We start from the raw sequence: 24131 nt of genomic DNA, 5'->3' as shown, positions 1-24131 counted from the left end.
CGGTGACCGGTGACCTGCTGAGAGGAATCGACGCTCGCGATGAAGGGCGACTTCACCCGCTTCACCTTCGACCCTCGTGCCCACAACCGCGGGGTGCTCACCCAGCAGGGCCGGGTCACCCTCGACGCCGACTGGAACGAACACGTCGCGATCGTCGATCACCTGGACCGCACCCGGGCCACCGACGTGATCGGCCCGTCCGGCGCGCCCCGGGACAACGCGGCCGGCCTGGTGACACCGCTGACCCGGTCCAGCACCGGCACCGGCACCGGGACCGTGCTGGACTACGGGGTCACCGCCGGGCGGATCTATGTGAACGGCCTCCTCCTCGAGCTCGGCGCGCCCCCGGCCGCCGTCGCCGGCGTGCTGGTATCGAGCGGACCGCCGGCGACCACCACCGTCACCCTCTCCGCCGGGGAGGGCCGGGACCTGCTGCCGGCCGCCGCCCAGGGCTCGGCCGCCGCCGAGGGCTTCTGGGTCGAGCTGTCATCGGCGTCGCCGGTGGCGTCGACCAGGCCCGAGGGGCCGTTCTACTGGGCCACGGAGGCCGTCGAGACCGCGAACGGGCAGGTCAGCGTCACCCTGGAGGGCGACGCGGGCGCGTTGCGCCCCGGCCCCGCGACGGGAGCGGTGCTGCTCCGGCGTGCCCTGACGTACCGTGGTCAGCCGGACCTGCCGGGTCCCGAGCCGATCGCGCTCCCGAATCCGTCCGACCCGCTTGGCCCATCACTGCCCGTGTCCGACGTCGTCTACCTCGACGTGTGGACCAGGCACGTCACCGCGGTGGAGGACCCGAGCCTGCGGGAGGTTGCGCTGGGTGGCCCGGACACGGCCACCCGAATACGGACGGTAGCCCAGATCCGCGTCCAGCGGGTGAACGCGGGGTCGTTGAGCTGCGCGGACGACCTTCCCGGCTGGCCGCCCGAGGCGAGCGGCGGCCGGCTGACCGTGGCGTACACCGAGCCCGAGGAGCCGCCGCGCCCGTGCTCGTTCACCGTCGACGGCGGATATCGCGGCCTGGAGAACAGGCTGTACCGCGTGGAGATCCACCGTGGGGGCCCGCTCGGCGGAGCGGGCGTCACGCATCCCGCGACGTTCGTGTGGTCCCGCGACAACGGGGCCGTCGTCTTCCCGATCGACTCGTTCGAACCCGGCGCCGGCCCGCCGCCTGCGAGCACGACGACGGTCGTCCGGCTGGCGCGCCTCGGCAAGGACCAGGCGCTGACCGTGCGGAAAGACGACTGGGTCGAGGTCCTCGACGACGCCACCGAGCTGGCGGGGAGCCCGGGGGCGTTACGACAGGTGGCCGACGTCGACGAGGCGGCCCGGACCGTCACGCTCGCCACCCCGGTCGTCGCCGTCCCCGCGGGACAGCATCCCAGGCTGCGGCGCTGGGACGTCCCCGCGTCGGCGACCGGGAAAGCCGCCCCGACGGTGGACGGCGACGGCAACGGCCTCGGTGTGCCTGTGGACGCCGGGCCGATCAGCCTTGAGGAGGGAATCTCCGTCAGCTTCTCCGGCGGGGCCTTCCGGACCGGCGACCACTGGACGTTCGCCGCCCGGGCTGCGACGGCGTCGGTGACCGAGCTGACGCAGGCCCCGCCAGCGGGAATCACCCATCGTTACCGCAAGTTGGCGCTGGTCGAGTGGAGAATTACGGGCGACAACGAGCCGCCGGCGGCGGCGGTGACCGACTGCCGGGACCTGTTCCCCCCGCTCACCGACATTCACGCCGCCGACGTCCGCGTCGAGGACTGCGCGAGCCGTCCCCTCGGGGTCGCCGACCTCCAGCAGGTGTTCGACGCCCAGTGCGCCCAGCGGGCCCTGCGCTACGTCTCCGGCGACGGTCAGGAGAGCCGGCCGGGGCGGCCGCTCCCAGGGAAGATCATCGTCGGTGTCGAGGACGGCTTCGGCCGTCCCGTCCCCGGCGTCCTGGTCACGTTCGGCCTGACCGGCGGCGGGAGCCTCGTCCGGGACGGCGAAACCATCCCGAACGACAACAACGAGCACCTGACCGACGGCGACGGGCGGATCTCCCTGACCTGGACGCTCGGCGCCGACGCCGGCACACAGACCGTCGAGGCGTACCTGCCCGCCACGGCGAGCACCGCCGCGCCGCCCACCGCGCGGCTGCCGGTCCGCTTCCGCGCGCTGGCCGTCCGCAACTTCCTGCGGCTGCGGGCCTCCGGTGGCGACGGCCAGACCGGCCGGCGCAACGGTGAACTGAGCTGTCGCCTCACGGTCGCGGTCGAGGACGCGGACGGCCAGCCGGTGAAAACGCGGATCAGGTTCACCGCGGACATCAGCGGTGACAGGGTGCGCGAATATGACGGCGACCCGGGACCGAACGCGAACACCAATCCGCTCGCGAGCTCCGTGGTGGTCACGAGCGGTCATACCGGCGCGGCCGGCCTGGCGGAGGCCGAGTGGGTGTTCGGTGACAGCAACGCCGCCTGCCACCAGGTGACCGCGACCCTTGAGGACTCCAGGTTCCCCGCGGCGCTGCCCGTCCACTTCCGGGCGTCCCTCGCCGCGGACGGCCCGGTCCCGCCGGCCGGCCCGAAAATCCGGGACAAGAACTGGGCCGTCGGCGAGAAGAGGCCCCTCGACCTGTTCTTCGGGAAAGAACCGCTGCGTGTCACCTTCACGGAACCGATGGACGAAAGCACCCTCAACCCGGGATCGTTCGTCTTCACGATCGAGCATCCCTTCCAGGCCGTCGAGTTCGGCACCTCTTATCAGGGCCTGCGAAGCACCATCCTCGTCGGGGACCTGGAGGCCGCCGGCGACGACACCTGGACGTTCAGCCCACGTCTCGTCCCGGACGGCCTCGGTGCCGACGCCGTCCAGCGGCTGATCCAGGGCTGGACCGAGCTACAGGGCCGGCTCGGCGCAAGCCGCGAGGGAGTCCGGTGCCGGGTGACGCTGAAGGGGAACCTGATACGCGGCGCGGGGGGAGCGGTGCTGACAGGTGACGACCTGGACACCTGGTTCTGGGTCGTTCCGTAGGCCACGATCCCCGACCCGCCGGTCATCATCGCCGGTCCGCCGGTCAGGATCCCCGGCGTGACCGACGTCATCCTCCCACCGGGAGCATCACGCCGGAGGGGCCGCGGGGCTGAGCGCGGGCGGCGCGCACCGGTCAGCCGCCCGGCCGGGAGCTCACCGGGCGGGGAGGATCTCGCGGGGACCGAGGACGCGGCAGATGCCGTCGCGCCGGTCGATCCCGAGCTTGGCGAGAATGTTGTGGACGTGGTTCTTCACGGTCGCGACGGAGATACGCAGGCGGGTGGCGATCTGCTTGTTCGCGTAGCCCTGGCAGACGAGGACGGCGACCTCGATCTCCCGCCGGGTGAGCCGCCCGGGCGCCGATGCCGTCTTCCACGCGGGCTCGGCCGCCCGCACGGATCCCGCTTCCGCCGCATCCGGAGCCGCCGGCCCCGGGGACGTGCCTCCCGTCGTCGCCGCGTCCCCGGCCGGCGAGCGCTCCTCCGGCTGGCAGCCCTCGGGAGGGCAGGGCAACGCCAGGGCCGGTCCCGAGGCGGGGGCTTCCGGTGGAACGGCCGTCGCCGGAGCGGCCGTCGGGGCAAGACCGGCCTGTGGACGTTGCGCGTGGACAAGGGGATCCGTCCTCGCGAGCGTGGCCAGCCGCCGGGCGAGGCCGGCCGCGACGGCCGGCGAGCACGGCATCTCGCCGTCGGCGACACTCAGCACCGTGTAGACGAGATCGTCGAGATCGGCATCGAGCGGCAGGTAGCCGACCGCGCCGGCCTCCGCCCAGCGGACGACGTCGCCGGTCCGCGTCTCCGGCAGCCCGAGCACTATGACCCGCGCCCTGGGTGCGGCGATCAGTAAGGCTCTGACCAGTGGCGCCGGCGTGCCGGCGGGCGGGTCGAGCAGGATCACGTCCGGGCGGAGCAGGCCGGCGGTCCTGGCGGCCAGGGCGACGTCGGGCGCCGCGCCGACCACCGTGATCGGGTCGGCGTCGAGCCACCGGCACAACCAGTCGCGATAGAGCCGCACCGCGGCGACGACGAGAACGCGGACCGCCCGACGCATGTCCGCGTCCGACAGCCCGGTCCGCGATCCCCTTGCTGTGGCGGCGGGAGCGTCGCCCGAGTGTGGCGCCGTCGTGAAGTCGTCAAGGAGCATGGATATGGCCCCGTCCCCCGTCACCAATGGCTTTCAACGCGGGACCGATCGGCGATCGTGATCCGCATCTGTACATTCTTGCCCAGATCGACCCACCGTATCGGCGCATCTCTCAAGGCCGCGTCCCCGGCCGGGCGGTCACGCGTGGGTGCCGGAAACCGGAAACGATCAACAGCCGGGCTGCCTGTCGGGGAGCCTCCCTCGAACGGTGTTTCCGGTCCGACACGCCGGGCCCGGTCCGGGCGGCCGAGGATCGAGCGTTCGCCGCCGGGACTGCGCGGGTCCAGCACGGCGTGCCTGTCGAACGTGAGTGTCTCGATCCCGACCAGCCGGTACACCCAGTTGGCGTCGGTGGTGGGCACCTGCTGCCGGCCCGGCGGTATGTAGGGTCTTCGCGGCTGGCCAGAACCTGTAGCCGGACGACTACAGGGCCGGCGTCCGCAGGGTGACGGTCCGCGACTCGGCCGCGCCGTCGCGGGCGCGGTCGGCGTGGCACTCGTCGCCGAAGTGCCAGATCAGTGCCAGATCAGTGCCAGGACGGGACTCTGCTGGTACCCAAGCCGCAAGGCTGCCAGACGGTTCACGGCTGCGTCGGGTCATCATCGACTGGCGGATCTCCGCGGATGTGGAGGGCCGGCCGGGTGGCCGGTACGGCCGGGTCCTGTGTCGGCGGACGAGCTGGCGGCACACGCGACAGCCATGCGGCGCATCCAGCTGCCGTCGTGGCCGTCGACACGCCCGCGTCCACTCCCGTTCCGCCGGGACCCAGCCCGACCGGACGCAACAGAGCCCCGCCGTCTCTGTCACGCGTCATCTCGCGGTATCCCGTATCCGGGGGTGAGGATCGCGGCCGGGTCGAACCGTGCCCGCAGGGCTTGGCGGCCAGGCCACTGCTGGCCGAAGTGGGCCCGCCAGTAGTCCGGTTGCGTCGGCACCGCGTTGATCGGGTAGACGGTGCCGCCGAGGGCGACGGCCGCGTCGCGCGTCGCCCGGTTCGCCTCGACGAGCGCCGCCGCGCCGGCGGGGTCGTCGGCACGGCCGCCGCGCAGAACCGACAGGACCCACACGGGGCCCGGTCCGGCCGGCATCGGGATCGGCGTGGGCGACCCGTCGGCGTTGCCGGGGCGGATGGGAAACAGCAGGCCGACCAGCCGGGGTTCAGCCGGTCCGGTGAGCCCCCGGGGAGCGGGGCCGCCGAATACCGATGCGGCCAGCGTGGACACGGTCGCGTCGGGCATGAGCACGGTGAGCCAGGCGTGCGGTTGGAACCACTCCCCGCTTGCCCGCGCTGCCGCCTCCGCCGGGGCCATCCGATGGACGAAGTCCCGGTAGGAGCGGGCCTCGGCCTGCCGGCCGGTCCCGGTCCCGGTCCCGGCAGCGGAGCCGGTCGCCGTGCCGGGGGCATGATCGTGGTCGGAGCGGGGGCCGTACTCGTACACGGCGGTTTCGACGGCGTACTGCCACCTGTCCGATGCGGCCAGCAGCACATGTCCCTGCAGAAAGTCGGGTCCGTCGTCGGCCGCGAGCCGTCGCAGTACGGCGAGGCAGCGATCGAGGCTGTGGTGCGCTCGCAGCCCGTAGCGCACCCGACGCGGCGCCGGCACCGTGCGAAGCGTGGCAGCGACGATCAGGCTGCACTGGCCGAGCCCACCGAGCACCCCGTGGAACAGGCTCCGGTCACGGGTGGGCGAGCAGGTCAGGAGCTGCCCGGTTCCGGTGACGACGGACAGTTCCGCGACGTTGTCGATCTGCAGGCCGTGGCGGTGGCTGGCGCCGCCGATCCCGCCGACGCTCAGGGTGCCGCCGACCGAGGTGTCCACCACGTCGGTGAGCACCGGTACGGCCCGGCTGCGCCCGAGCGCCGCGTCGACGACGTCCGCCCAGCGCGCGCCGGCCTGTGCGCGGATCGTGCTCGCGGTCACGCCATCAACCCGGTTCAGTCCGGACATGTCGACGACGAGGCCGTCCGCCGCCTGCGCCTGCCCGTACACCGAGTGTCCGCGGCCGCGAGCGGTGAGGGTGCACCCCATGTCGAGCGCCAGCCGGACGGCCCGCACGACATCGCTCACGCTCGCGGCCCGGAGCACGGCCCGGGGACGATGGTGGACGAGATGGCCGAAGTCGTCGGCCGCCCAGCGAAGGCTCGCATCGTCGCGGGTGAGGACCCCATCGAACGATGGCGCGGCGGCTGGCGGAGCTGGGGGACGGAGGGCGGCGTAGGCGCGCAGCCGGGGCTGGTCCGGCCGGCCCGGCTGACCGGGCCTGCCGGACCAGCCGGAGTCGTCGGAGTCGTCGGACCCGCCGGGCTGGTCGAGGTCGATGCGCAGGGCAAGAATCGACCGGTCCGTCGCCGCGATGTGAGGCACCGGCCGTAGCGTCAATCGGTCGCCGGGGCCGATGCGGCCGCCCAGGACCGCGTCCGCCAGCAGATGGTGCAGGTGCACCAGCGCGCGGGACGCGGGGACACGTGCGGTCGCGATCTCCACGAGCAGTTCCCGGCATGGCCGGGGCGCGGCGTCGGGCCCTTGTGGGAGGTCGATACGCCGCACTGCCTGGTCGGTGGCCAGCGGGCGTGACGCTTCGAAGGTGCGCAGCAGCCGGCACAGGCCGGTGTGTGCCGCTGCGGGGGCCGGCCCCCGCCAGGCGTAGGGCCCGGCGACATGGTCGAACGTGAACCGTTCGCGCAGGTTCGCGGGGCTGCCCGCCAGGAAGATCGTCATCGTGAGGGACCGTTGCCAGGCCGCTGCCTGGTCTGACGGTAGGGCGAGCAGGAACTCGCAGGCCGCGCGTGTCCAGGCGGCGAGGTCGAGGCGGCCGAGGACGGCGACGGCCCGCACCGGTGGGTCGTCCGGCGCTGTGCGCACCGCCTCTCGCGCGGCGAGCAGGCCGGTGATGCTGTCCAGGTCGAAGCGGGGTGCCAGGTCCGGGCGGGCCGCGCGGAAGCGGGCGGCGGCTCTCGCGCGCAGCAGTGCCTGTACGTCGCCGGCCGGCGGCGCGTCGCCGGTCACAGGTACGCCTCGGACAGCAGTTGCCTGGTCGGCGCGGGCCGTCGCCGGCCGAAGGCGTGGGAGGTCAGGCGGTAGGGATCGATGTACAGGTGACGGCCGCGGTGTCGTTCGAGCAGTTCGAGCAGCTCGGACCGGCCCGGCGGGTCGGCTGGTTCGCCACCGTGCCCCGGGGCCGGGCCGCCGCTGTTCTCGCACAGCCGTTCGGCGCGTGCGACGCAGTGGCGCAGCAGGTCCTCGCGCAGCGACTGCTCCGGCCCGGGGCCGAGGATGGCGATGAAGTACAGCCTGTAGCGGCGCACGGTGGCCCCGGCCATCTCGAGCACGTGGGACAGCAGGCGGTAGTCGGCGTCGAGTTCGGGATCGTGGGCCAGCACGATCTCGTCGTGATCGCCGGCCAGCGGCAGTAGCTCACGCAGGGCGCAGGCCAGGTAGTTGGGTCGGCCGTCGGCGGCGACGATCTGGCGCAGCGGCTGGCCGGACCGGGTCAGGTCCAGGTGCACGGGGCCGCCGTGGGCGCGCAGGTCGACCAGAACGCCCAGCTCGGCGAGCCGGTCGAGCACCGCGGCCAGATCCGCCCCGGGAGGCACATGGGCCAGCAGGCCCGGATCGTGCATTCCCAGTATCCGGTACTGGGTCTGCCAGGCCCGCAGCACGCGGACACTGGCCGGGTGGACCCAGCCGTGCTCCGCAATTCTCCGGTTCGCGCGACATCGGTTACCTGCGTTCCGCGGCGATGGCGAGATAGTCGATGCTGCGCTCGCGGTAACCCTCGAGGAACGGTGCCTCCACGCCGGTGCGCAGCGACGACCGTTCCCGCAGCTCCCAGTAAGGAATCGCCGCCTCGGTGTGCCGCGCGACGTGGAAGGGGACCAGTCCGTGGGCGGCGAGCGCGGTGAAGTAGGCGCTGCGCGGGTGCATGGCGCAGCGGTAGTGTTCGTCGATCTTCCGGGAGGCCGGCGACCGGGGGTCGACGGCGTCGTTGCGGCACCAGGTGACCGCCACGTAGCGTCCGCCGGGGCGCAGCAGCCGGGCGAACTCGCCGAACACCTCGCCGATGTCCACACACATTGTGGTCTCGTTGGAGACGATCGCGTCGAACGACTGGTCGGGGAACGGCGTATGGGCCATGTTCGCGAAGTGGAAGCGGACCCGGTCCGCCCATCCGCGGCGGCGCGCGATCCGCTCGGCGAAATCGATGTGGTGGCCGCAGTAGTTCACTCCGTCCACGCGGCAGCCGAAGCGTTCGGCAATCATGAAGGACGCGGAACTTGTCAAGATTTTTTAGGCAAGATTCTTTGTGAACTAGCCTACTTCTGATCTTTGTGTGGGGACGGCCTCCGATCTTTCGGGCGCGCCCTCGTCGGCCGGTTCGCTGTCCTCGCCGGGCCTCGTGTTGATCCCGGCCGGTTTCGGCAGCGGCAGTCGAAGTCGACCACGGTCCGGTAGCCGGCCGCTCCCGCCGCCGTCAGGATCAACGGTGTCGCCTGGCTGGTGCCCGAGGGGCGGAAGTAACGGCCCTCCCCGGGCGCCAGCCGGGCCAGCACGTCACGGCATGCCGTGATCTCCTCGCTCACCTGGGACGCGGGCAGCTCCGTCAGCGCGGGATGGGTGCAGGTATGGTTGTCCAGCTCGTGACCTGCCTGCAGGATCAGCCCGGCAAGATCCGGATAGCGAGCGGGCCATTGCCCGGCAGCAAACACGGTGATCGGCACGTTCGGCTGAAGCTTCGGCATCCTGGAGTCATCGGGTTGTGTCAGCGCAGGATGCCGGTGTGGCCGAGGGAGTAGCGGCCGGGTTGCGGCCAGACGGCCAGCCCATGCGGCTCTCGCCCGACGGGAATCCTGCTCAGCATTCTTCCCCGCGCGGGATCGTCGCCGTCGGTACCGCCGGTGTCGAAGACATAGACGACGTTGCTGCGCCGACCGGACAGCCAGAGCCGGGAGCCGTCAGCGTTGATGTTGCCCATGTCCGGGGTGCCTCCGCCGGGAATCGGCCAGGTGACCACGACCTTGCGGGTGGCGAAGTCGATGACCGACACGGAGCCCGCGGATCCGTCGTGCGGGAATGGGGGCATGTCGGACATGAGGTGACCGCCGCGGTTGGTGACGTAAAGATAGCGGTCGTTGCGGCTGGGGTAGAGCCCGTGGGTTTCCGGCCCGGTCTCGACGAACCCGATTGTCGTGAAGCTGTCACCGTCGATGAGGTGGACGCCGTCCGCGTTCATGTCGGCGACGTACCAGATCTTTCCCGCGGGTTCGATCCTGATGTCCTGGGGGGCGGCATGCGGTCCGAGGTCGAGATAGCCGACCACCCGCTGAGCAGCAATATCGATCTTGACGAGGCGACCGGCGAACTCGCAGGTGGCGATCGCGTAGGAGCCGTCCGGGGAGAAGTCTGCGTGATTGACCCCGGCGCACCGGGTGCCGACGTCGAGGCTGTGGCGCAGCGCGAAACTGTGCGGGTCACGGAAGTCGACGTGGTGGATTGCCTCGGCCATCACCATCGCGTACCTACCATCCGGTGTGAAATACAGATTGTAGGGGTCGCTGACCGGAATCGCCGGACCAGCGGGCTGGCCGGTGCGAGGGTCGATCGGGGTCAGACTGTTGCCGAGGTTGTTGTTCACCCACAGGGTGCGCAGGTCCCATGAGGGGACCACGTGCTGTGGTTCCGCCCCGGTCCGGTAGGTCGCGATCACCCGCATGGTGTTCTGGTCGATCACGGTGAGCGTCCCGTCCCGCAGGTTCGGCACGTAGACGAGCGCCGGATCGCCGCTCACCGCCGGGCTGAACATCCCGGCCCCGGCGTGGGCGTAGATGCCCGCTGTTGGCGGCACCGCCGCTGACCGCGAGGCTTCGGCCGATGTGCCGGTGTGTGGACGGGGTCCACTCGACGGATGGTGGTAGACGGCGAGCCCGGTTGCTGTAATGAGCACAATTACTAGCCCGACCAGGGCTGGGAGCAGCCGCCCGTGGCTCCTGCGGTGCCTGCGGCGTGGGGTGATGCTCATCAGTTTATATGAACTCGCGGCGTCCAGCCACGCCCACGGACGTGATGTACGGGAGTAATTTCGCTCGATCATTAGTGGGATGACCTCGGCTGTAGCAAGGATTTCGAATATATCGCGGTTCCTGTAGATGGTTAGTTACGGTGGCTGCAGACGGCTGTTCGGAGTGTTTTAGAGGAAGGGCCGGAGAATATCTGGAGCTGTCCTGGTTTCGTTCACAACCAGGGCTTTGAACGACTGTGGGAGCTCATGCTACTCGTAGCAGCGGGTTTCGTGTTCGCGGGGGCTGTGGCGTATCCGTTTGGTGGAGTGCCGGCGACCCTGCCCGCGGCCGACGACGCCGCCGGCGGGACCGGCGAACCCGACCTGTCGCCGCACCGGCACGCCGTCGGCAGCCGACGAGCCGGCGGGCCGAGGCGCGCCACCGCGCGGACGGGAGTGCTGTCGGCCCCCGCGATCGACAGGGAACAGCCACACCTCCGCCGATCGCCCGGCCTGCTGGGCGACGAGCAGCTGCTCGAGGCCGGTGAGGTTCTCGGCGACGACGGCCCCCGCGCCGATCCGGTGGGGGCCGTTGCCTGGTCCGTGCGGTGATCTGAGTGACGTGCCGCGCCCCGCTGGCCGTGGTCCGGCTATGGTCGGTATCCGGTTTGTGGCTCTTCCCGCCGAAAGGCCCGTCGGAAGGCGTAATGCGCATGGTCCGATGTGATCACTTTTGGGAGGTGGCCGGCCGCTGCCGGTCGGGGAGGTTCCGGCCCCGCTGTGGGATCCGCGGTGGGGCCAGAGGGCGGGGCGTGTGACCAGCGGTACAGGGCACGGGAAACGAGGGCTGTTCGGTCGTCGGCGACCGACCGCGTCCACGCGAAACGAAACCGTGCCATTACCAGGAGCTTCGCGTGGCCGGGTGGTGGTCATCACGGCCAGCGTCGGCGCGGGCCATGACGGGGCGGCCGTGGAGTGGGCGCGGCGCCTGCGTGATCACGGCTTCGAGGTCGACATCCACGATTTTCTGACTGTGCTGGGTCGGATACTGGGTGAAAGCATGCGCGACGCCTACGAGACGGTCCTGCACCGCGTGCCGTGGGTCTACGCGCTGCTCTTCCGGCTGACCGCGTTACCGCACGGGGCTGCGATGCTGGCCCGTAACCTCATGACGCCGTTCCTGTCGAAGCTGGGCGCTCTGTTTCCGCCCGACACCGTCGCGGTCGTGACGACCTACCCGATGGCCGGTCAGCTGCTCGGCAAACTGCGTCGGCGGGGCGCACTGGCGGTACCGGCGTTCACCTTCCTCACCGACTTCTCGGTCCACCGGCTGTGCGTGGCGCCGGGCATCGACGCCTACTACGTGTTGCACGCGGTCAGTGCCGCCCAGGCGCGAGCGCTCGGGGCCACGGAGGTCGTCATCACCGGCCCGCTGGTGTCCGGCCGTTTCCGCCCGGCCTCGGCCGCGGACCGTCGGCTGGCCCGGGAGCGGTTCGGGCTCCCGGCCGGCGAGCGGCTGGCGTTGCTGGTGGCCGGATCCTGGGGTGTCGGCGATGTCGAGCACGCCGCCACGGAGATCGCCGCTACCGGCGTGGCGATGCCGGTGGTCGTCTGCGGCCGCAACACCGCGTTACGGGAACGGCTGGACGAAGCGGGGCTGGGCTGCCCGTTGGGCTGGGTCGAGGACATGCCCGCCCTGATGCAGGCGGTCGACGTGCTTGTCGAGAACGCCGGCGGCCTGACATCCCTGGAGGCGATGGCCTGCGGGCTGCCCGTGGCCAGTTACCGGCCGATTCCCGGTCACGGTCGGACCAACGCGGCCGCCCTGGACGAGGCCGGCGTCTCGACGTGGATCCGCACCCCCTCCGAGCTGCGGGCCACCCTGGCCGAGCTGGTGGAAGGTCCCCGCGGCCGGCGGCAACGAGCCGCCGGGCTGGCGTTGTTCGCCGCCGACCCCACGGCCGTCGCCGTCCAGGCCATCGAGGGCGCGGGACGGCGGGACGGTCACCCCGGCACCGTCGGTGGGCGCACGGCCGCCGTCATCGGGCGGAAGGGACCCCTGGCAGCTGGCAACCGCTGGGCGCGGCGCGTGGTCGTGGCCGTGGCCACGGCTGTCGTCGTCGGCTGGAACATGACGGTCGGTACCCAGCTCGCGGTCGCGCACGGGTTCGACGCCGCCCGGCCGGGCGGGCGTGGCGAGGTCTTCGTCATCGTCCACCCGGGCCCGGAGACCAGTCTCGACCCGGCCGCGGTCCGTCTGTTGCAGGCCAGGCAGGTCGCGGTCGCGGTGGACGCCCCGTTGCTCCACCACCGGCCCGACCTCGCCCGGACCCTGGCGGCGTCGGGACTGACGCTGGTCAACGCCGGCGGTGGCCCGCCCTACCGGACCGGGATCGTCGGTGGCCGCTCCGCGATCAGGCACACCGCCGCCGCCGTGCAACGGGTCGGTGGCCGCCCGCTGGAGTTCTACCTCAGCAACGGCGACCTGGACGCGGTGGACCTGGGAACAGCGGCGTATCTGCACGAAACTATCGTGCTTCCGAACCAGCACGTCAGCGGCGGTTCGCTGATCCCGTCGCTACGACAAGGGGAGATCGTGCTCGTGGAGTGTGCGCAGCGGCCCGACTGCGGGCTCGCCACCACCCTCGCCGGGTTGGACCGGCAGACGGCCGGCCAGCCGATGCGGGTCGGATCGCTGGCGGAGCTCCGAGGGTGAGCGGCCTGCCCCGGCACCTGCTACGGCGTACCGCCGCGGCCGGTGCCGCCGCGACCGGGACCGTCGCGGCCGTCCACGCCCTGCCCGCGCTCACGTCGGTGCCGGGGCTGCGGCGCCGGCTCGTGCCCGGCCTGGCCGGCGTGGGAGATCCCGGCCACGTCGCGTTGACCTTCGACGACGGCCCCGACCCCACCTCCACCCCCCGGTTTCTCGAGGCCCTGGCGGCCCACGAGGTCCGGGCCACCTTCTTCCTGCTCGGCTCGATGCTCGTCCGGGCGCCGGAGCTGGGCCGGGACCTCGTGCAGGCCGGCCACGAGGTGGCGGTTCACGGGTGGGAACACCGCTACTTCGTGCTACGCGGCCCGACCGCCACGTATGACGACCTCGCCCGGGCGCGTGATCTCGTCGGTGACGTGACCGGGCAGACGCCCGCGTTCTTCCGCCCGCCGTATGGCGTGCTCAGCACCGCGGTGCTGCGGGCCGCCCGGCGCCTTCGGCTCCGGCCGGTGCTCTGGACAGCCTGGGGGAAGGACTGGAGCTCCCGCGCCACGCCGCGCTCCGTTCTCGACACCGTCCGCCGCGACCTCGTCGGCGGCGGGACCGTGCTGCTACACGACTCCGACTGCACGTCGGCCCCGGGAGCCTGGCGTTCGGCCCTGGGCGCGCTCCCCGCGCTGCTCGACGAATGCGCCGGTCGCGGCCTTCGCGTCGGGCCGTTACGCGAGCACCTCGCCCCGCGAGCAGGCGGGGAGGTCCGCCCCACCGGCCGCCTGGACGGTTCCGCAGGCCGTGCCGCCCCGGGCGCCGCGGAAGGTGCCCCGCGCACGGCAACAGCGCCGTGAGCGTGCTCGCGGTCCCGGTGGCACTCGCGTCCGCGACCTGTTTCGCATGCGCCTCCGCGCTGCAACACCGCGCCGCCAGCCAGGAACCACTCCACCAGGTCCTGGATCCGCGTCTGCTGTTCCGGCTGACGCGTCGGCCCCTCTGGCTGGCCGGCGGGATCGCCGATGTCGCCGGCCTCGGGCTGCAGACGCTGGCACTCGGCCTCGGCGCGCTCACCGTCGTTCAGGTGCTGCTTGTCAGCGGGCTGTTCCTGGCGGTGCCGCTCGAGGCCGCGTTCGAACGGCGCCGGCCCCGCCGCCGCGATCTCGCCGTGGCAGCCCTGGCCGCCACGGGCCTCGCCGTGTTCCTGCTGGCCGCGACGCCCGGCGACGGGGTCTCCGAACCGTCCAGCCTGGCCTGGTTACTGACCGTGGCCGTGGTCGGCCCGGTGGTCGCGGCGACTGTCGGCTTCGCCCGACGCGCCCGCGCGCTGCGCCGCGCCACCTACCTCGGGCTGGCGACCGGCATCACCTACGGGATGACCGCCGGGCTGTTGAAAGCCTGCGCCGAAAGGCTGAGCGCCGATCCGTCCAGCCTGTTGACCGGCTGGCAGCTGTATGCCCTCGTCGGCATCGGTGCGGCCGGGTTCATCCTCAACCAGAACGCCTTCCAGGATCGTCTCGCGGCGCCCCTGGTCGCGATCACTCTCGCCGATCCGGCGCTCAGTATGATCATCGGAGTCGCGGTGTTCCACGAACGGGTGACCGTGGACACCCCACGGGTGGCTGTGCTGCTCCTCGCGGCAGCCGCGGTAACCGCCGGGACCGGGCTGGTCACCGCCGGGCCGCCGATCGGGGAGCGCAGCGGCGACGGCAGTGACGCCGGGTCCGCGGACGCCGGATCCACCCCTGATCCACACGGTCGGGCAGGTTCCATGCAAGGGGAACGGGAAGAACCGGCTCAACCCGGTGGGGGAGTGGGTGTGGTCACCGGTGCCGGTGCATGAGGCGCTGGTCGATCTGGAGTCGTTCGTGCTGGCCCAGCAGGCCCGCCAGCTCGTCGTCGAGCAATGTGGCGACGTCGTCGGCGATCGGTGAGTCGTGTGCGGTCAGCCGGCCATGTCGACGAACCGGTTGTAGCGCCCTGGAACGCGACGGTCACCGTGCTGGTCGGGCCGTTGCGGTGCTTGGCGAGGATGAGGTCGGCCTCGCCGGCGCGCGCTGACTCCTTCTCGACCGCGTCCTCGCGGTACAACAGGATCACGAGGTCCCCGTCCTGCTCGATCTGGCCGGAGTCGCGCAGGTCGGCCAGTGCCGGCCGCTTGTCTGCGCGCAGGTCAGAGGCGCGGTTGAGCTGGCTCACGACGACGATCGGGATCTCAAGCTCCATCGCGAGCGTCTTGAGGCCGCGGCTGATCTCGCTCATCTCCTGGACGCGGTTCTCCCGCCGGCTCGTCGAGGTCATCAGCTGCAGGTAGTCGACGACAAGCAGACGCAGGTCGTTCCGGGTGACGCACTCGCTGTTTCTCAAGGAGCTGTACGTCTCCGCTGCCGCCCGGCGGCGCGGGGTCGGGCGGATGCTCATGGAGCACCTGCGGACCATCGCCGAAGAGCAAGGTCGTAGCCGCTTGGAGTGGACCACGGATCAGGAGAACACCCAGGCTCAGACCTTTTACGACGCCTTGGGTGCGCACGTGCATGACGGCAAGGTGTTTTACCGGACAGCGATTCCATCGCCGTAGTTGGCCTTGGCGCACCGCCACGTCGCCGAGACCGGGTGCGTGTGCGCGAGGCGACCGGGGAACGGTCGGCGACGGGCGAACTACACTGGCGCCGTGAGTCTGGAGGCGGGGACCGCGGCAGCGGACAAGCTGAGGAACGCGATGGTGGACGGCCTGCGGCCGTCGGGCGCGGCGCTGAGTGGCCAGGTGGACGCGGCGATGCGGGCGGTGCCGAGGCACGTGTTCGTGCCCGACGTGTCGCTGGAACGCGCTTATGGGCCCGACCCGGTGGTGACCCACCGCGACGGCGACGGGGTTCCGGTCAGCTCGGCCTCCGCGCCGGCCACGGTCGCGGGGATGCTGGAGGATCTCGACGTCCGTCCGGGGCATCGGGTTCTTGAGATCGGTGCTGGGACCGGGTACAACGCGGCGTTGCTCGCCCGTCTGGTCGGCCCGACGGGTTCCGTGACGACGATCGAGTACGACGAGGCCGTGGCGTCCGCGGCGCGCGCCGCGCTGAGCGGCCTGGGCGCGGCCGTGACCGTGGTCCACGGAGATGGCATGCTCGGTGTGCCCGGACAGGCGACATTTGACCGGATCGTGGTCACGGCGGGTGCCTGGGATGTCCAAGGGCTTGGTGGGAGCAGCTAGCCGAGGACGGACGTCTGGTGGTGCCGTTGCGGATGCTTGGCCTGACCCGAACAATTATCTTCGAGCGCGCCGGAGCGGTTCTGCGTAGCCGGTCGGTCGTGGAGGACGGGTTCATGCCGATGCACGGCGTCGGTGCCGTTCGTGAGCAGAACATCCCGGTCGGCGCCGGCCCGGACCTGACGATTCGGCTCGATGACGATCGCCCGGGGGATGCCTCGGTGCTGCGGGGCGCGTTGGATCATCCTGTGGCGGTGTGCTGGACCGGGGTCGAGGTCCCGTGGGGCTGGACAGAGCATCTCGATTTCTGGCTGGCCACGTTGGAGGGCTTCTGCCGGCTTCTGGTGTCGCGGGCCGCGGTCGATGCCGGCCGGCTGATGGCGCCGAAGGGGCCGTGGGGAAGCATGGGTGTTGTCGAGGGTGGGACGCTGGCGTATCTCACGACGCGGCCGAGCCCTGACGGCGACGCGGAGATGCCCAGCTACGAGATCGGTGCCTGCGGCTACGGCCCGCAGGGCGCCGATCTGGCGGCCCGGCTCGCCGGGCGGGTCCGCGACTGGGACCGTGACGGTGGGCAGGGCGTCCAGTTGTGGATCGAGGCATATCCGGCCGATGCCGTCCGTCCGGAGGCGTCGGGTGTGCTGCTTGCGGTCGACAAGCGCGACAGCCGGGTTCTCGTCCGGGTGGCTGAGCAGGCACCCGCCGCGGTCTGACCGTCTTGGCCGGACGGGGTCAGGACACGGACGGGGTCAGGACAGCAGCAGGGCGTCCCAGGCCGTGCGCAGGCCCTCGGGGACGGGGAACGTGGCGTGCTCGGCGAGAGCGAGCGCCGTTCCGGCGGCGCCGGTGAGGAAGCCGGGCCGGTCGGTGGCCGTGCTCCCGGCGACGTGTGCGAAACCGAAGCGGCGCGTGGGGTCGAACGCGTCGGTGACCGCGGTCGCGGCGTGCTTCGCGACGGCCGTGTTGTGGATGGTGTCGGCGGCGCGGAGGACGCCGGCGTATCCGTGGCAGAGCGTCGGTCCTTCGACGTCCCAGTGGCCCGGCCGTTCCGCGAGGAGGCGCAGCGCGTCCCGGGCGGCCTCCTCTACCGCGGGTTCTCTGGCGGCCTGGCCGGCGGGTGTGAGCGCGCGGCTGATGCCGGGAATGCCGTAGCACCAGGCGTCGGCGCGTCCGGCTGGCGGGGCGGCGTGGCCGGCATCGAGGTCGTCGCCGGTGATGTGCGGGGCCCATGTCCTGGTGCGTTCGTCGCGCCAGCGCAGCAGCCAGGCAGCGGCGTGGGTGATGGCGTCGCGTTGGCCGGGGACGGTGAATCCGGCCAGGTGGGGCGGTGGCGAGTAGCGCGAGCGGTCCGGCGATCCCGTGGGCCATGCCGGTGGTCGCCGCGCCGGAGGGGTGCGCGGTGACAGCGGCCGGGTAGCGGTCTGCGGGCAGCCACCAGCCGGGGCGGCGGCTTCCCGCTCTGTGGTTGGTCAGCGTGGTCAGCGTGGTGAGCGCGGCGAGGAGCCCGGGCTCGGCGGCTGCGTGCCCTGACTGGTGGGCGGCGAGCAGGACCCTGCCGGTCCCGGCGAGGCCGGTGATGACGTCGTAGACGTGCCAGGGCGTGCTCATCGCCCGGTGGGTGAGGGCTGCGTGGTGGTGCTCGGCGAGGGTGACGGCCTGCGTGGACAGCCAGCGGGCGGCCCTGGCCGTGCTCGTGGCGTGGCGGGCTGGGTCTGGGAGGCAGGGCACGCCGATGATCAGCGACGCGGCCAGGCCCGCACCAGCGTGAAACACACGAGGTGGTCGACGCCCCGCAGGGTCTGGCGGGCCGCGTGGGTCCAGTGGTTCGCCGCGGCCGTCGCGAAATCAGCATGGACGACCGCCAGCCGGGCGTGTAACAGCGCCGTTCCGGGCAGGCCGTCGGCGAGACCGCCCGCGGCCCCGGCTGGGAGCGCGGCTGTGCCGCCGCGGGCCGCGTCGTTCACGAGGCGGCGCAGCTCGGCGAGGCGGCGGTGGGCGGCCCGGTCGAGGCGGGGGCGGCCGAGCGCGGCATGATCACAGTCGGCGAGAGTGCGTGCCACCGTCGCCGCGGTCAGCGCGGCCACGACGAGCCGCTGCTCAGGCTCATGGGTCGCGGTCAGCGTGGCGAGTACCAGGTCGCTGTCGGCCGCGAAGACCTCCTCGGCTGCCTCGATCGCCAGCGGCCCGCCGTAGCGCTCGATCTCCTGGTCGTAGGGCTCAACGCTGAATCCGGAGGCCAGAGCGTCCGCCACCAGGCGCGCGCCCCATTGGGAGACGGCGGGCAGGAGTTCGCCGCCGAGTACGGCCGGGGCCCCGTGGAAACGGACCCGCAGGTGTGGGCCGGTGGCCTGGGTGCGGTAGCACAGCCAGAACCAGCGGTCGAACATTCCGCGCAGGTCCGGGAGGATCCCGGCGAGGTCGGCGAGGATCTCGTCGTGCTGGGCCGCCGGTGCGCCGATCGCGAGCGACAGCCACGGGCCGCCTGGCAGGTAGTGCCCGGCCCCAGCTGGCCGGGGCAGCGCGGTGATAGGACGAGCCGGGGCCGGCGGGGGCGCCGTGGCGGCGAGCGGGATGACGAGTTCGAGCAGATGGCGGCCGGACGCCCGGTGACGACTTCCTGGATCGTGCCGTCGCCGCCGGGCTGCTCGGTGACGGCCCGCAGCCCGCGCCGCACATAGCGGCGCAGCAGCTCCGCGTCCCGCGGATCGTCGAGGTCGAGCGGGAGCTGTCGTTCGTCATCGTCGGTGACGACCACGGTCGGAGGTGGCGGGACGGTGGACGTCCGCCAGGAGCGCAGCTGGGCCGGCCAGGCCGCGGTGTCGCGCGCGGCGTCCGTCAGCAGCCTCGGCAGGCGCCACCGGGCGGGCGCGAGAATCGTCAACCTATACCGCACCCGTGGCTGGAAAGCGGTGTCACGCAGCGGCCCCCAGGAGAACAGCCGCCACGGGCGGCACCCGGACCGGCCCAGCAGCGCCAGCAGCCGGGCCTCCGCCGGCAGGTAACGCGGCCCGATCCGAGAGTTCAGGACCGGCACGACCTGACACCGGCGATCCCGAGACCACAGCGTGAGGCGCGCGGCGTCGGCCACGAGCAGCAAGTCGTCGAGTCGTAGATCACCCGGCCGGGCGGGGATCCCGACGGGGATACGAATCGAGGCGACACCGGTCGGCGGGGCGATCGTCGCCAGCACCGGAATGCGGGGCCGGGCCACCACCTCCGCGACGAGCGCGTCTGCGGGCGGGTCGGCCACGCGCGGCGTGCTACCCGGAAGCAGTGAGGTGAACCGGCCGGCGCTCGACCCGGCGTCCTGGGTGCCACCGACGTAGAGCGCCAGGTGCAGCCGGCCGGCGGCCAGGTCCTCCTCGGAGGCGGCGAGCACGCGGGCGCCAAGCGACACCAGCCGGCCGTACCCGCCTGCGCGAACGCACCGCGGTCGAGCACACCCTCGCCCACGTCGGCCACTGGCAGGGCCGCCGCGCCCGCTACCGCGGGCAGCGCAAGAACCTGTTCGACCTACGCCGCACCGCCGTCGTCCACCACCTCCACGTCATCGCCCGCCACAGAAACGATCAGCAAGCAGCCTGACTACCTGACCGGCGCTCTAGTCTGCGCCGATAGCGGTGCGCTGCGGACCAAGGACTGAGTGGGTGGAGATGGCGACGGCACGGATGAGCCTGCGGGAGAAACAGGACGATCTTCGTTCCCGCATGCGGGCTCTGGGGATGGGGCGCGGTGAGATCGCCGCTGAGTTCGCGAGGCGTTATCAGTTTCGGCCTCGTACGGCGTGGCGGCACGCCCACGGCTGGACGCTGAATCAAGCCGCGCGCCAGGTCAACGATGTCGCCGCGCGAACTGGATACGACGAGCTACGTATTCTGGTCGGGGATGTGGGTAGGAGCACCGAACAGCCAGGCCAGGATGACGGCCGCCAGCGTCTCCGCGGTGAGCAGGGCGACGAGGACGACCAGCTGGAAGCGTGCCGCGTCCGTGGGGCTTGCCCCGCCGAGCAGGGCGCCGACGAACGCGCCGGGCAAGGTGACCAGCCCGACCGTGCGGGTCTGGTCGACGGCGGGCAGCAGGGCCTCCCGGACGGCGGTACGGGTGAGGTCCGCGACCGCCTGGCGCGGTGTGGCGCCGAGGGCGAGCCAGGCCTCGACCTCGGCGCGGCGGCGCACCATCGCGTCGAACAGCCGCCGGCCGGTGAGGGTGCAGGCCGTCATGGCCCCGCCGATCACGATCCCGCCGGCTGCGACCAGATAGCGTGCGGATCGGTCGAGCAGCGGGACGGCGAAGATGATCCCGAGTGTGACCGCCGCGCCGGCCGTGCAGGCGGTGAGGACCACACGCCCGGCGTGGGGGAAGCCGGTGAGGCGGCCTGTCGCGGTCAGAGTCGCGACGGTGAGCATCATGGCGAGGACCGCGATCGTTGTCGCTGGAGCGGCCAGCACCCCGCGCAATGCCAGGCCGACCAGGGCGAGTTGGGCGACCGCACGGGCCGCGGCGGTGACCATCGCCCGGCGAAGCGGCACCCGGGCGACGGTGAGGCAGGTGACCGCAACGGCCAGCAGACCACCCAGGCCCGCGGTCATCCGTACGACATCGCCCACAGGCTTACTGTGCGGCCTCGAGCTCGCCGACGAGTCGACCGACAAGCTCGACCGCTACACCGAGTAGCGCATGCTGGGGCTGCCGCGAGAACGGGCGAACACTGGGCGCGGCGCGCTGATCGTTACATACAGCGTCGAGACCGTCTAAACCACCGGCCCATGCGATTACTATGAGTGACAGAAAGATCGACCTGTGGTGAGCGGGAGTTCCGCACCAGCTGGAGGAACCGGGTATCGGGTCCGACCAAAAATCGTTAGCGGGGCATGGCGCCGTTTCCAGCGTTTCTTGGTCGCTCCACGCGGATAGGGCCGGCTCGGAGGGTCTTCAGTCAGGTACCGGTGTTCGGGCCGAGGCCGGCGAGGAGTTCGGTCAGGGCTGTTCGTTCGTGGTTCATGTCCGGGTTCGTCGAACGAAGTGCGCGTAGCGCCGTGTCGATCTTGTCATCGATTGCGCTCCAGGCGGACTTGTCCTTTGGCTTCAGGCGCGCTTCGGCGTCGTCCCACGCGGTTTCGAGGTCGCTGATACGGGAGGTGGCGGAGGACTGCTGGCCGGCGTTCAGGCGATCCAGCGTGTCCTGTGTGATGGTCCGGAACTTCGAGAGGTCGCCGAGAGGAGAGGTCTGTGTTGTCTGGCCGGCGCTGGAGGCCAGGCCCGGGGTGCCGCTCTCCAGTGCGGACTTGCGCAGGAAGTATCCCGTCCCCGCGGTGACGAGAATGAGGGCCACCACGACGACCGTCTGCGCCAGGCCGCCCTGTCCCGGCGGTCCTGTTGGCCCTGTCGTCGTGCCGGTGTCGTAGGTCGAGGCGGTCGGGATGACGTCCACTTTCGTCGCCGAGAAATAGACGACGATGCCGATGATCCCGGCCGTGAAGATCACGCTTGTCAGTGTGGCGCCCAGGCCCAGCCCGCCCGCGTCCGGTGACTGGGAGAGGTAGTCACCGATCGACGCGCCGAGCGGCCGGGTCAGAATGTAAATGAGCCAGAAGGCGAGAACGGGGTTGAGCCCGAATCGCCACCCGATGGCGAGAGCGGCGATCAACGCCGCCATGATGATGCCTGTCATCAGGTAGCCGATTCCGAGCACCTCGGCCATGAGATCGCCGGTTGCTGTACCGAGGGCGAAGGTGACGAGAATGGTCAGCCAGTAGAATGCCTCGCGCCGCCGGGTGAAGATCGAGTGGATGGAGAGCGTCTTCTCGGTCAGGTACCACGCGAGGAAGGTGAGCGCGAGAAGGACACCGAAGATCAGAGTGCTCGTTTCCAGCGGCACGCCGAGGTTGTCCGTGAGGTTGTCGGTCACCAGTGTTCCGAATACGCTCACGAATGCCACCGTGAGCCAGTACCTGGCCGGTACATAGCGGCTCGCGGTGAACTGAAGGATCAGGGCGCCGACGAGGAGGACACCGGTGACAACGGATGTCCCGGTCAGACCGATGTCCAGGTCGACGTTCAGGAAGTCGGCGGCCGATTCACCGACCGTCGTACAGAGGACCTTGATGATCCAGAAGAATATGGTGACTTCTGGGACCTTGCTGAGGGGCCGACGAACCGGCGCGAGAGTGTCGTCTGCGGTGACGAGGCTGCGTTGTGAGGTCATGGGTCTCTTTCTCGGTTCGTCTGTCGCGGTGGGCGGACCGGCGACGGGGGGAGCCGGGGAGGACGGATCGGCCGTGGGGTGTTGCCTGCCGTCCAACCGCGCGGTGCTTCCTCCCCTGTCGACGGCCCGGTGGCCAAGGCGCTGTGGTGTCGATATCCTGCACGTCGCTTCATGTAAGGAAGATGTGAGGGCGTGCGGGCGTCAACCGCGTTCCCGCCCGCGCCTTCACCGTCTACAACATCGTCGGGGGTCTCGTCTGGGCGCTCGGCGTGACGCTGCCAGGATATTCTCTCGGTCGCTCGATCCCGATCGACCACTACATCATCCCCATCGCCCTGGCTGTTGTCCTGCTGTCCGCGATCCCGGTCTGCATGAGCTCGTCCAGCAGCTAAAGAACCGTGGCGACGGCGTCCCGGCGCGACCGGAAAATCGCCCGTCGCCCGGCTCGATGGGGTGATGAGCGACCTGCCGGCCGTCAGTGTGGAATGCTTTCACCCACTGCCGGCAGAACTCGACAACGTCGCCTTGCGAGTAAGAAGGGCGAGCGAGCGGGTTCTGGTCAGAAACTGTCGTGTGGTGTCATAGCGAGCATCATGATTGTCGAGGACGACAGTGGGACCGGTGAGCGGCTGGCCGCTGTGCTTCGTGCGCTGCGCCATGGCAGCGGGCGGTGCCCCGACGGCGCGGCGGCGTTGGCCCGCGCTGCCCGCGGCCCCGTCGACCTGGTGTTGCTGTGATGCACCCAACTCTTATGATCTTGTTCTGATGATCGGCGGCGGTTTGTGTCAACGAAGTGGCCCAACTTTCCGAGTCCGGGACCCACTTAGTGATCTCCGGAGCTCTTGATCGCGGGCGAGTTCTGGCCCCACCCCGGCCTTCCTCGCCGGCGAGTGTGGTCCTCGCTGTCCTTCGCTGTCGAAGCCGGCCCGTTGTCATCGAGTCTGGCCCGTTGGGAGTTCGTGCCAGTAAAGTTGGCCCGGTTCTGATCCTGACGATCTAATTTCGGCCGGGTGCGAGCGGATCCACACCGAGCTGGATGCCCTGTTCGACGCCCTCCTCATCGCCCGCCACGCGGTGGAGCGGCTGAACCTGGGCCTGGCGGGCGTCTGCGCTGGGATTGATCGCAGAGCCTTGACTTCAAGTTCGGTTCAGCTCTTAGCGTCCGGCGTGGACCCCCTACCGAGGAGGAACCATGGCTCGGATTCAGATGCGGCCGGTGCTTGACGACGACCCGGCGGCACACGCCGCGGCCGAGGCGGCCATGGCCCGTCTCGCGACCGAGTTGCAGGAAGGCCTGGACGCCGGCGACGCGGACGTCTATGACCAGTCCTTTGCCGCGGACGTGTTGTGGGGCAGTCCCTACGGCGCCAGCCTGGCTGGCTTCGACGAGTTGATCGCCGTGCATCGTCGGCTCATGGGCGCCCGGGTCGCACCGCGTTCAGAGTTCCAGGTCGTCGCCGTGCGCGCCCCGGCGCCCGGAATCGCGATAGGGCAGATCCGCCGGCGAGCACACGACGGCACCGGGTTCTCGGAGATGGCCCTGTACACCCTGATCGAACGGGACGGCCGGTGGTGGCTGGCCGCCGCGCAGAACACGCCGATCGCCGAGGCGCCGGCATGATCGTGACCCTCGCGCAGGGCCCAGCTCGGACGGGACCGGGTGCTGATCGGTGGCGCGGTCACCCACCGACAGCGCCCGGCCACCGCGGGCGGGATCACCTTCCTCGACATCGAGGACGAGACGGGGATGGTGAACGTGATCTGCATGCTCGGGCTGTGGCAGGGCTACCACCGGGTCGCCCGCGCCAGCCCGGCGCTGCTGATCCGTGGTGTGGTGGAGAAGGCGGACGGTGTGGTCGGCCTGCTCGCCG

General features: G+C 71.2%; 22 protein-coding genes and 4 pseudogenes. 12 read left to right on the top strand and 14 right to left on the bottom strand.

Translation table 11 applies throughout. The annotated features are described in order from the left end of the window. Window positions 1-39 precede the first annotated feature (39 nt). Window positions 40-3009, top strand: a complete 2970-nt coding sequence (locus AC5LUJ_RS08090) for a DUF6519 domain-containing protein (protein ID WP_250281608.1) — start codon at window positions 40-42, stop codon at window positions 3007-3009. Between the two features lie 153 nt (window positions 3010-3162). Here the strand turns inward: AC5LUJ_RS08090 and AC5LUJ_RS08085 are convergent, their stop codons facing one another. From AC5LUJ_RS08085 to AC5LUJ_RS08055, 7 genes are all read right to left on the bottom strand, one after another. After that, complete coding sequence (locus AC5LUJ_RS08085; protein ID WP_250292252.1) at window positions 3163-4059, bottom strand: LuxR C-terminal-related transcriptional regulator; 897 nt, start codon at window positions 4057-4059, stop codon at window positions 3163-3165. A gap of 113 nt (window positions 4060-4172) precedes the next feature. Beyond that, on the bottom strand, window positions 4173-4514 hold the full coding sequence (locus tag AC5LUJ_RS08080) for a hypothetical protein (protein WP_250292250.1): 342 nt from the start codon (window positions 4512-4514) through the stop codon (window positions 4173-4175). Between the two features lie 441 nt (window positions 4515-4955). After that, window positions 4956-7160, bottom strand: coding sequence for a DUF6182 family protein (locus tag AC5LUJ_RS08075; RefSeq protein WP_493464719.1), 2205 nt, complete (start codon window positions 7158-7160; stop codon window positions 4956-4958). Beyond that, on the bottom strand, window positions 7157-7774 hold the full coding sequence (locus AC5LUJ_RS08070) for a hypothetical protein (RefSeq protein ID WP_493464718.1): 618 nt from the start codon (window positions 7772-7774) through the stop codon (window positions 7157-7159). Before AC5LUJ_RS08070 ends, AC5LUJ_RS08075 begins: the two co-directional genes overlap by 4 nt. A 100-nt stretch (window positions 7775-7874) precedes the next feature. Then, window positions 7875-8435 (bottom strand): SAM-dependent methyltransferase, encoded by a 561-nt coding sequence (locus AC5LUJ_RS08065; protein WP_250292244.1) that lies wholly within the window; start codon window positions 8433-8435, stop codon window positions 7875-7877. A gap of 32 nt (window positions 8436-8467) precedes the next feature. Then, the gene (locus AC5LUJ_RS08060; protein ID WP_250281594.1) at window positions 8468-8893 is read right to left on the bottom strand and encodes a polysaccharide deacetylase family protein; all 426 of its coding nucleotides are present in this window, start codon (window positions 8891-8893) and stop codon (window positions 8468-8470) included. Between the two features lie 20 nt (window positions 8894-8913). Further along, window positions 8914-9996: a YncE family protein gene (locus tag AC5LUJ_RS08055; protein WP_250281592.1), complete on the bottom strand. Its 1083-nt coding sequence runs from the start codon at window positions 9994-9996 to the stop codon at window positions 8914-8916. A gap of 420 nt (window positions 9997-10416) precedes the next feature. Between AC5LUJ_RS08055 and AC5LUJ_RS08050 the strand changes: the two genes are divergently transcribed. The 4 genes from AC5LUJ_RS08050 (at window position 10417) to AC5LUJ_RS08035 (ending at window position 14693) form a co-directional block, all read left to right on the top strand. Then, a complete protein-coding gene (locus tag AC5LUJ_RS08050) occupies window positions 10417-10761 on the top strand; it encodes a hypothetical protein (protein ID WP_250281590.1) in 345 nt (114 codons plus the stop codon). Window positions 10762-11071: 310 nt separating this feature from the next. After that, window positions 11072-12865 (top strand): MGDG synthase family glycosyltransferase, encoded by a 1794-nt coding sequence (locus AC5LUJ_RS08045; RefSeq protein ID WP_250281588.1) that lies wholly within the window; start codon window positions 11072-11074, stop codon window positions 12863-12865. Further along, window positions 12862-13707: a polysaccharide deacetylase family protein gene (locus tag AC5LUJ_RS08040; RefSeq protein WP_493464717.1), complete on the top strand. Its 846-nt coding sequence runs from the start codon at window positions 12862-12864 to the stop codon at window positions 13705-13707. Before AC5LUJ_RS08045 ends, AC5LUJ_RS08040 begins: the two co-directional genes overlap by 4 nt. Then, entirely contained in the window at window positions 13704-14693 is a 990-nt protein-coding gene (locus AC5LUJ_RS08035) for a DMT family transporter (protein ID WP_250281586.1), read from the top strand. The genes AC5LUJ_RS08040 and AC5LUJ_RS08035 overlap by 4 nt, the downstream gene beginning before the upstream one ends. A gap of 102 nt (window positions 14694-14795) precedes the next feature. On the opposite strand, the pseudogene AC5LUJ_RS08030 reads toward AC5LUJ_RS08035, so the two are convergent. Next, window positions 14796-15193, bottom strand: a pseudogene (locus AC5LUJ_RS08030) (DnaB-like helicase C-terminal domain-containing protein); the annotation flags it as partial. Between the two features lies 1 nt (window position 15194). On the opposite strand from AC5LUJ_RS08030, the gene AC5LUJ_RS08025 reads away from it, so the two are divergent. The 3 genes from AC5LUJ_RS08025 to AC5LUJ_RS08015 all read left to right on the top strand — a co-directional run bounded on the left by AC5LUJ_RS08025 (window position 15195) and on the right by AC5LUJ_RS08015 (window position 16768). Then, window positions 15195-15428, top strand: a complete 234-nt coding sequence (locus AC5LUJ_RS08025; protein ID WP_250281584.1) for a GNAT family N-acetyltransferase — start codon at window positions 15195-15197, stop codon at window positions 15426-15428. Between the two features lie 93 nt (window positions 15429-15521). After that, window positions 15522-16058, top strand: a complete 537-nt coding sequence (locus tag AC5LUJ_RS08020) for a methyltransferase domain-containing protein (protein ID WP_250281582.1) — start codon at window positions 15522-15524, stop codon at window positions 16056-16058. Between the two features lie 32 nt (window positions 16059-16090). Continuing rightward, on the top strand, window positions 16091-16768 hold the full coding sequence (locus tag AC5LUJ_RS08015; RefSeq protein WP_493464716.1) for a class I SAM-dependent methyltransferase: 678 nt from the start codon (window positions 16091-16093) through the stop codon (window positions 16766-16768). A gap of 36 nt (window positions 16769-16804) precedes the next feature. On the opposite strand, the gene AC5LUJ_RS08010 is transcribed toward AC5LUJ_RS08015, so the two are convergent. The 4 genes and pseudogenes from AC5LUJ_RS08010 to AC5LUJ_RS07995 all read right to left on the bottom strand — a co-directional run. Next, the gene (locus tag AC5LUJ_RS08010; RefSeq protein ID WP_445548505.1) at window positions 16805-17374 is read right to left on the bottom strand and encodes a lanthionine synthetase LanC family protein; all 570 of its coding nucleotides are present in this window, start codon (window positions 17372-17374) and stop codon (window positions 16805-16807) included. Window positions 17375-17378: 4 nt separating this feature from the next. Then, window positions 17379-17663: pseudogene (locus AC5LUJ_RS08005) on the bottom strand (lanthionine synthetase LanC family protein); the annotation flags it as partial. 128 nt (window positions 17664-17791) lie between these two features. Continuing rightward, window positions 17792-18526 carry a thiopeptide-type bacteriocin biosynthesis protein gene (locus AC5LUJ_RS08000; protein ID WP_493464728.1) on the bottom strand — a complete coding sequence of 245 codons (735 nt, stop codon included), beginning with the start codon at window positions 18524-18526 and terminating at the stop codon, window positions 17792-17794. Between the two features lie 272 nt (window positions 18527-18798). Continuing rightward, a pseudogene (locus AC5LUJ_RS07995) lies at window positions 18799-19434 on the bottom strand (lantibiotic dehydratase); the annotation flags it as partial. On the opposite strand from AC5LUJ_RS07995, the pseudogene AC5LUJ_RS07990 reads away from it, so the two are divergent. After that, window positions 19434-19640 (top strand): annotated as a pseudogene (locus AC5LUJ_RS07990) (hypothetical protein); the annotation flags it as partial. The pseudogenes AC5LUJ_RS07995 and AC5LUJ_RS07990 sit on opposite strands and share 1 nt — an antisense overlap. 281 nt (window positions 19641-19921) lie before the next feature. On the opposite strand, the gene AC5LUJ_RS07985 reads toward AC5LUJ_RS07990, so the two are convergent. Continuing rightward, window positions 19922-20644: an ABC transporter permease gene (locus AC5LUJ_RS07985; RefSeq protein ID WP_250281576.1), complete on the bottom strand. Its 723-nt coding sequence runs from the start codon at window positions 20642-20644 to the stop codon at window positions 19922-19924. Between the two features lie 347 nt (window positions 20645-20991). After that, a complete protein-coding gene (locus AC5LUJ_RS07980; protein ID WP_493464715.1) occupies window positions 20992-22260 on the bottom strand; it encodes a COG4705 family protein in 1269 nt (422 codons plus the stop codon). Between the two features lie 593 nt (window positions 22261-22853). On the opposite strand from AC5LUJ_RS07980, the gene AC5LUJ_RS07975 reads away from it, so the two are divergent. The 3 genes from AC5LUJ_RS07975 to AC5LUJ_RS07965 form a co-directional block, all read left to right on the top strand. Continuing rightward, window positions 22854-22997: a hypothetical protein gene (locus AC5LUJ_RS07975; protein WP_250281573.1), complete on the top strand. Its 144-nt coding sequence runs from the start codon at window positions 22854-22856 to the stop codon at window positions 22995-22997. 455 nt (window positions 22998-23452) lie between these two features. Next, the gene (locus tag AC5LUJ_RS07970) at window positions 23453-23881 is read left to right on the top strand and encodes an SgcJ/EcaC family oxidoreductase (RefSeq protein ID WP_250281571.1); all 429 of its coding nucleotides are present in this window, start codon (window positions 23453-23455) and stop codon (window positions 23879-23881) included. 39 nt (window positions 23882-23920) lie between these two features. After that, the coding region (locus tag AC5LUJ_RS07965) for a hypothetical protein (protein WP_493464714.1) at window positions 23921-24131 on the top strand (211 nt) is incomplete at its 3' end.

This window comes from Protofrankia sp. CiP1_Cm_nod3, from assembly GCF_982290655.1.
This window is presented reverse-complemented; position numbering and strand designations above follow the sequence as displayed.

Bases quoted from the DNA above. Each gene is read 5' to 3' on its own strand.
- AC5LUJ_RS08090 (WP_250281608.1), top strand. From the start codon at position 40: ATGAAGGGCGACTTCACCCGCTTCACCTTCGACCCTCGTGCCCACAAC.
- AC5LUJ_RS08085 (WP_250292252.1), bottom strand. From the start codon at position 4,059: ATGCGTCGGGCGGTCCGCGTTCTCGTCGTCGCCGCGGTGCGGCTCTAT.
- AC5LUJ_RS08070 (WP_493464718.1), bottom strand. From the start codon at position 7,774: ATGCACGATCCGGGCCTGCTGGCCCATGTGCCTCCCGGGGCGGATCTG.
- AC5LUJ_RS08060 (WP_250281594.1), bottom strand. From the start codon at position 8,893: ATGCCGAAGCTTCAGCCGAACGTGCCGATCACCGTGTTTGCTGCCGGG.
- AC5LUJ_RS08050 (WP_250281590.1), top strand. From the start codon at position 10,417: ATGCTACTCGTAGCAGCGGGTTTCGTGTTCGCGGGGGCTGTGGCGTAT.
- AC5LUJ_RS08015 (WP_493464716.1), top strand. From the start codon at position 16,091: ATGCTTGGCCTGACCCGAACAATTATCTTCGAGCGCGCCGGAGCGGTT.
- AC5LUJ_RS07985 (WP_250281576.1), bottom strand. From the start codon at position 20,644: ATGACCGCGGGCCTGGGTGGTCTGCTGGCCGTTGCGGTCACCTGCCTC.
- AC5LUJ_RS07980 (WP_493464715.1), bottom strand. From the start codon at position 22,260: ATGACCTCACAACGCAGCCTCGTCACCGCAGACGACACTCTCGCGCCG.
- AC5LUJ_RS07975 (WP_250281573.1), top strand. From the start codon at position 22,854: ATGATTGTCGAGGACGACAGTGGGACCGGTGAGCGGCTGGCCGCTGTG.
- AC5LUJ_RS07970 (WP_250281571.1), top strand. From the start codon at position 23,453: ATGGCTCGGATTCAGATGCGGCCGGTGCTTGACGACGACCCGGCGGCA.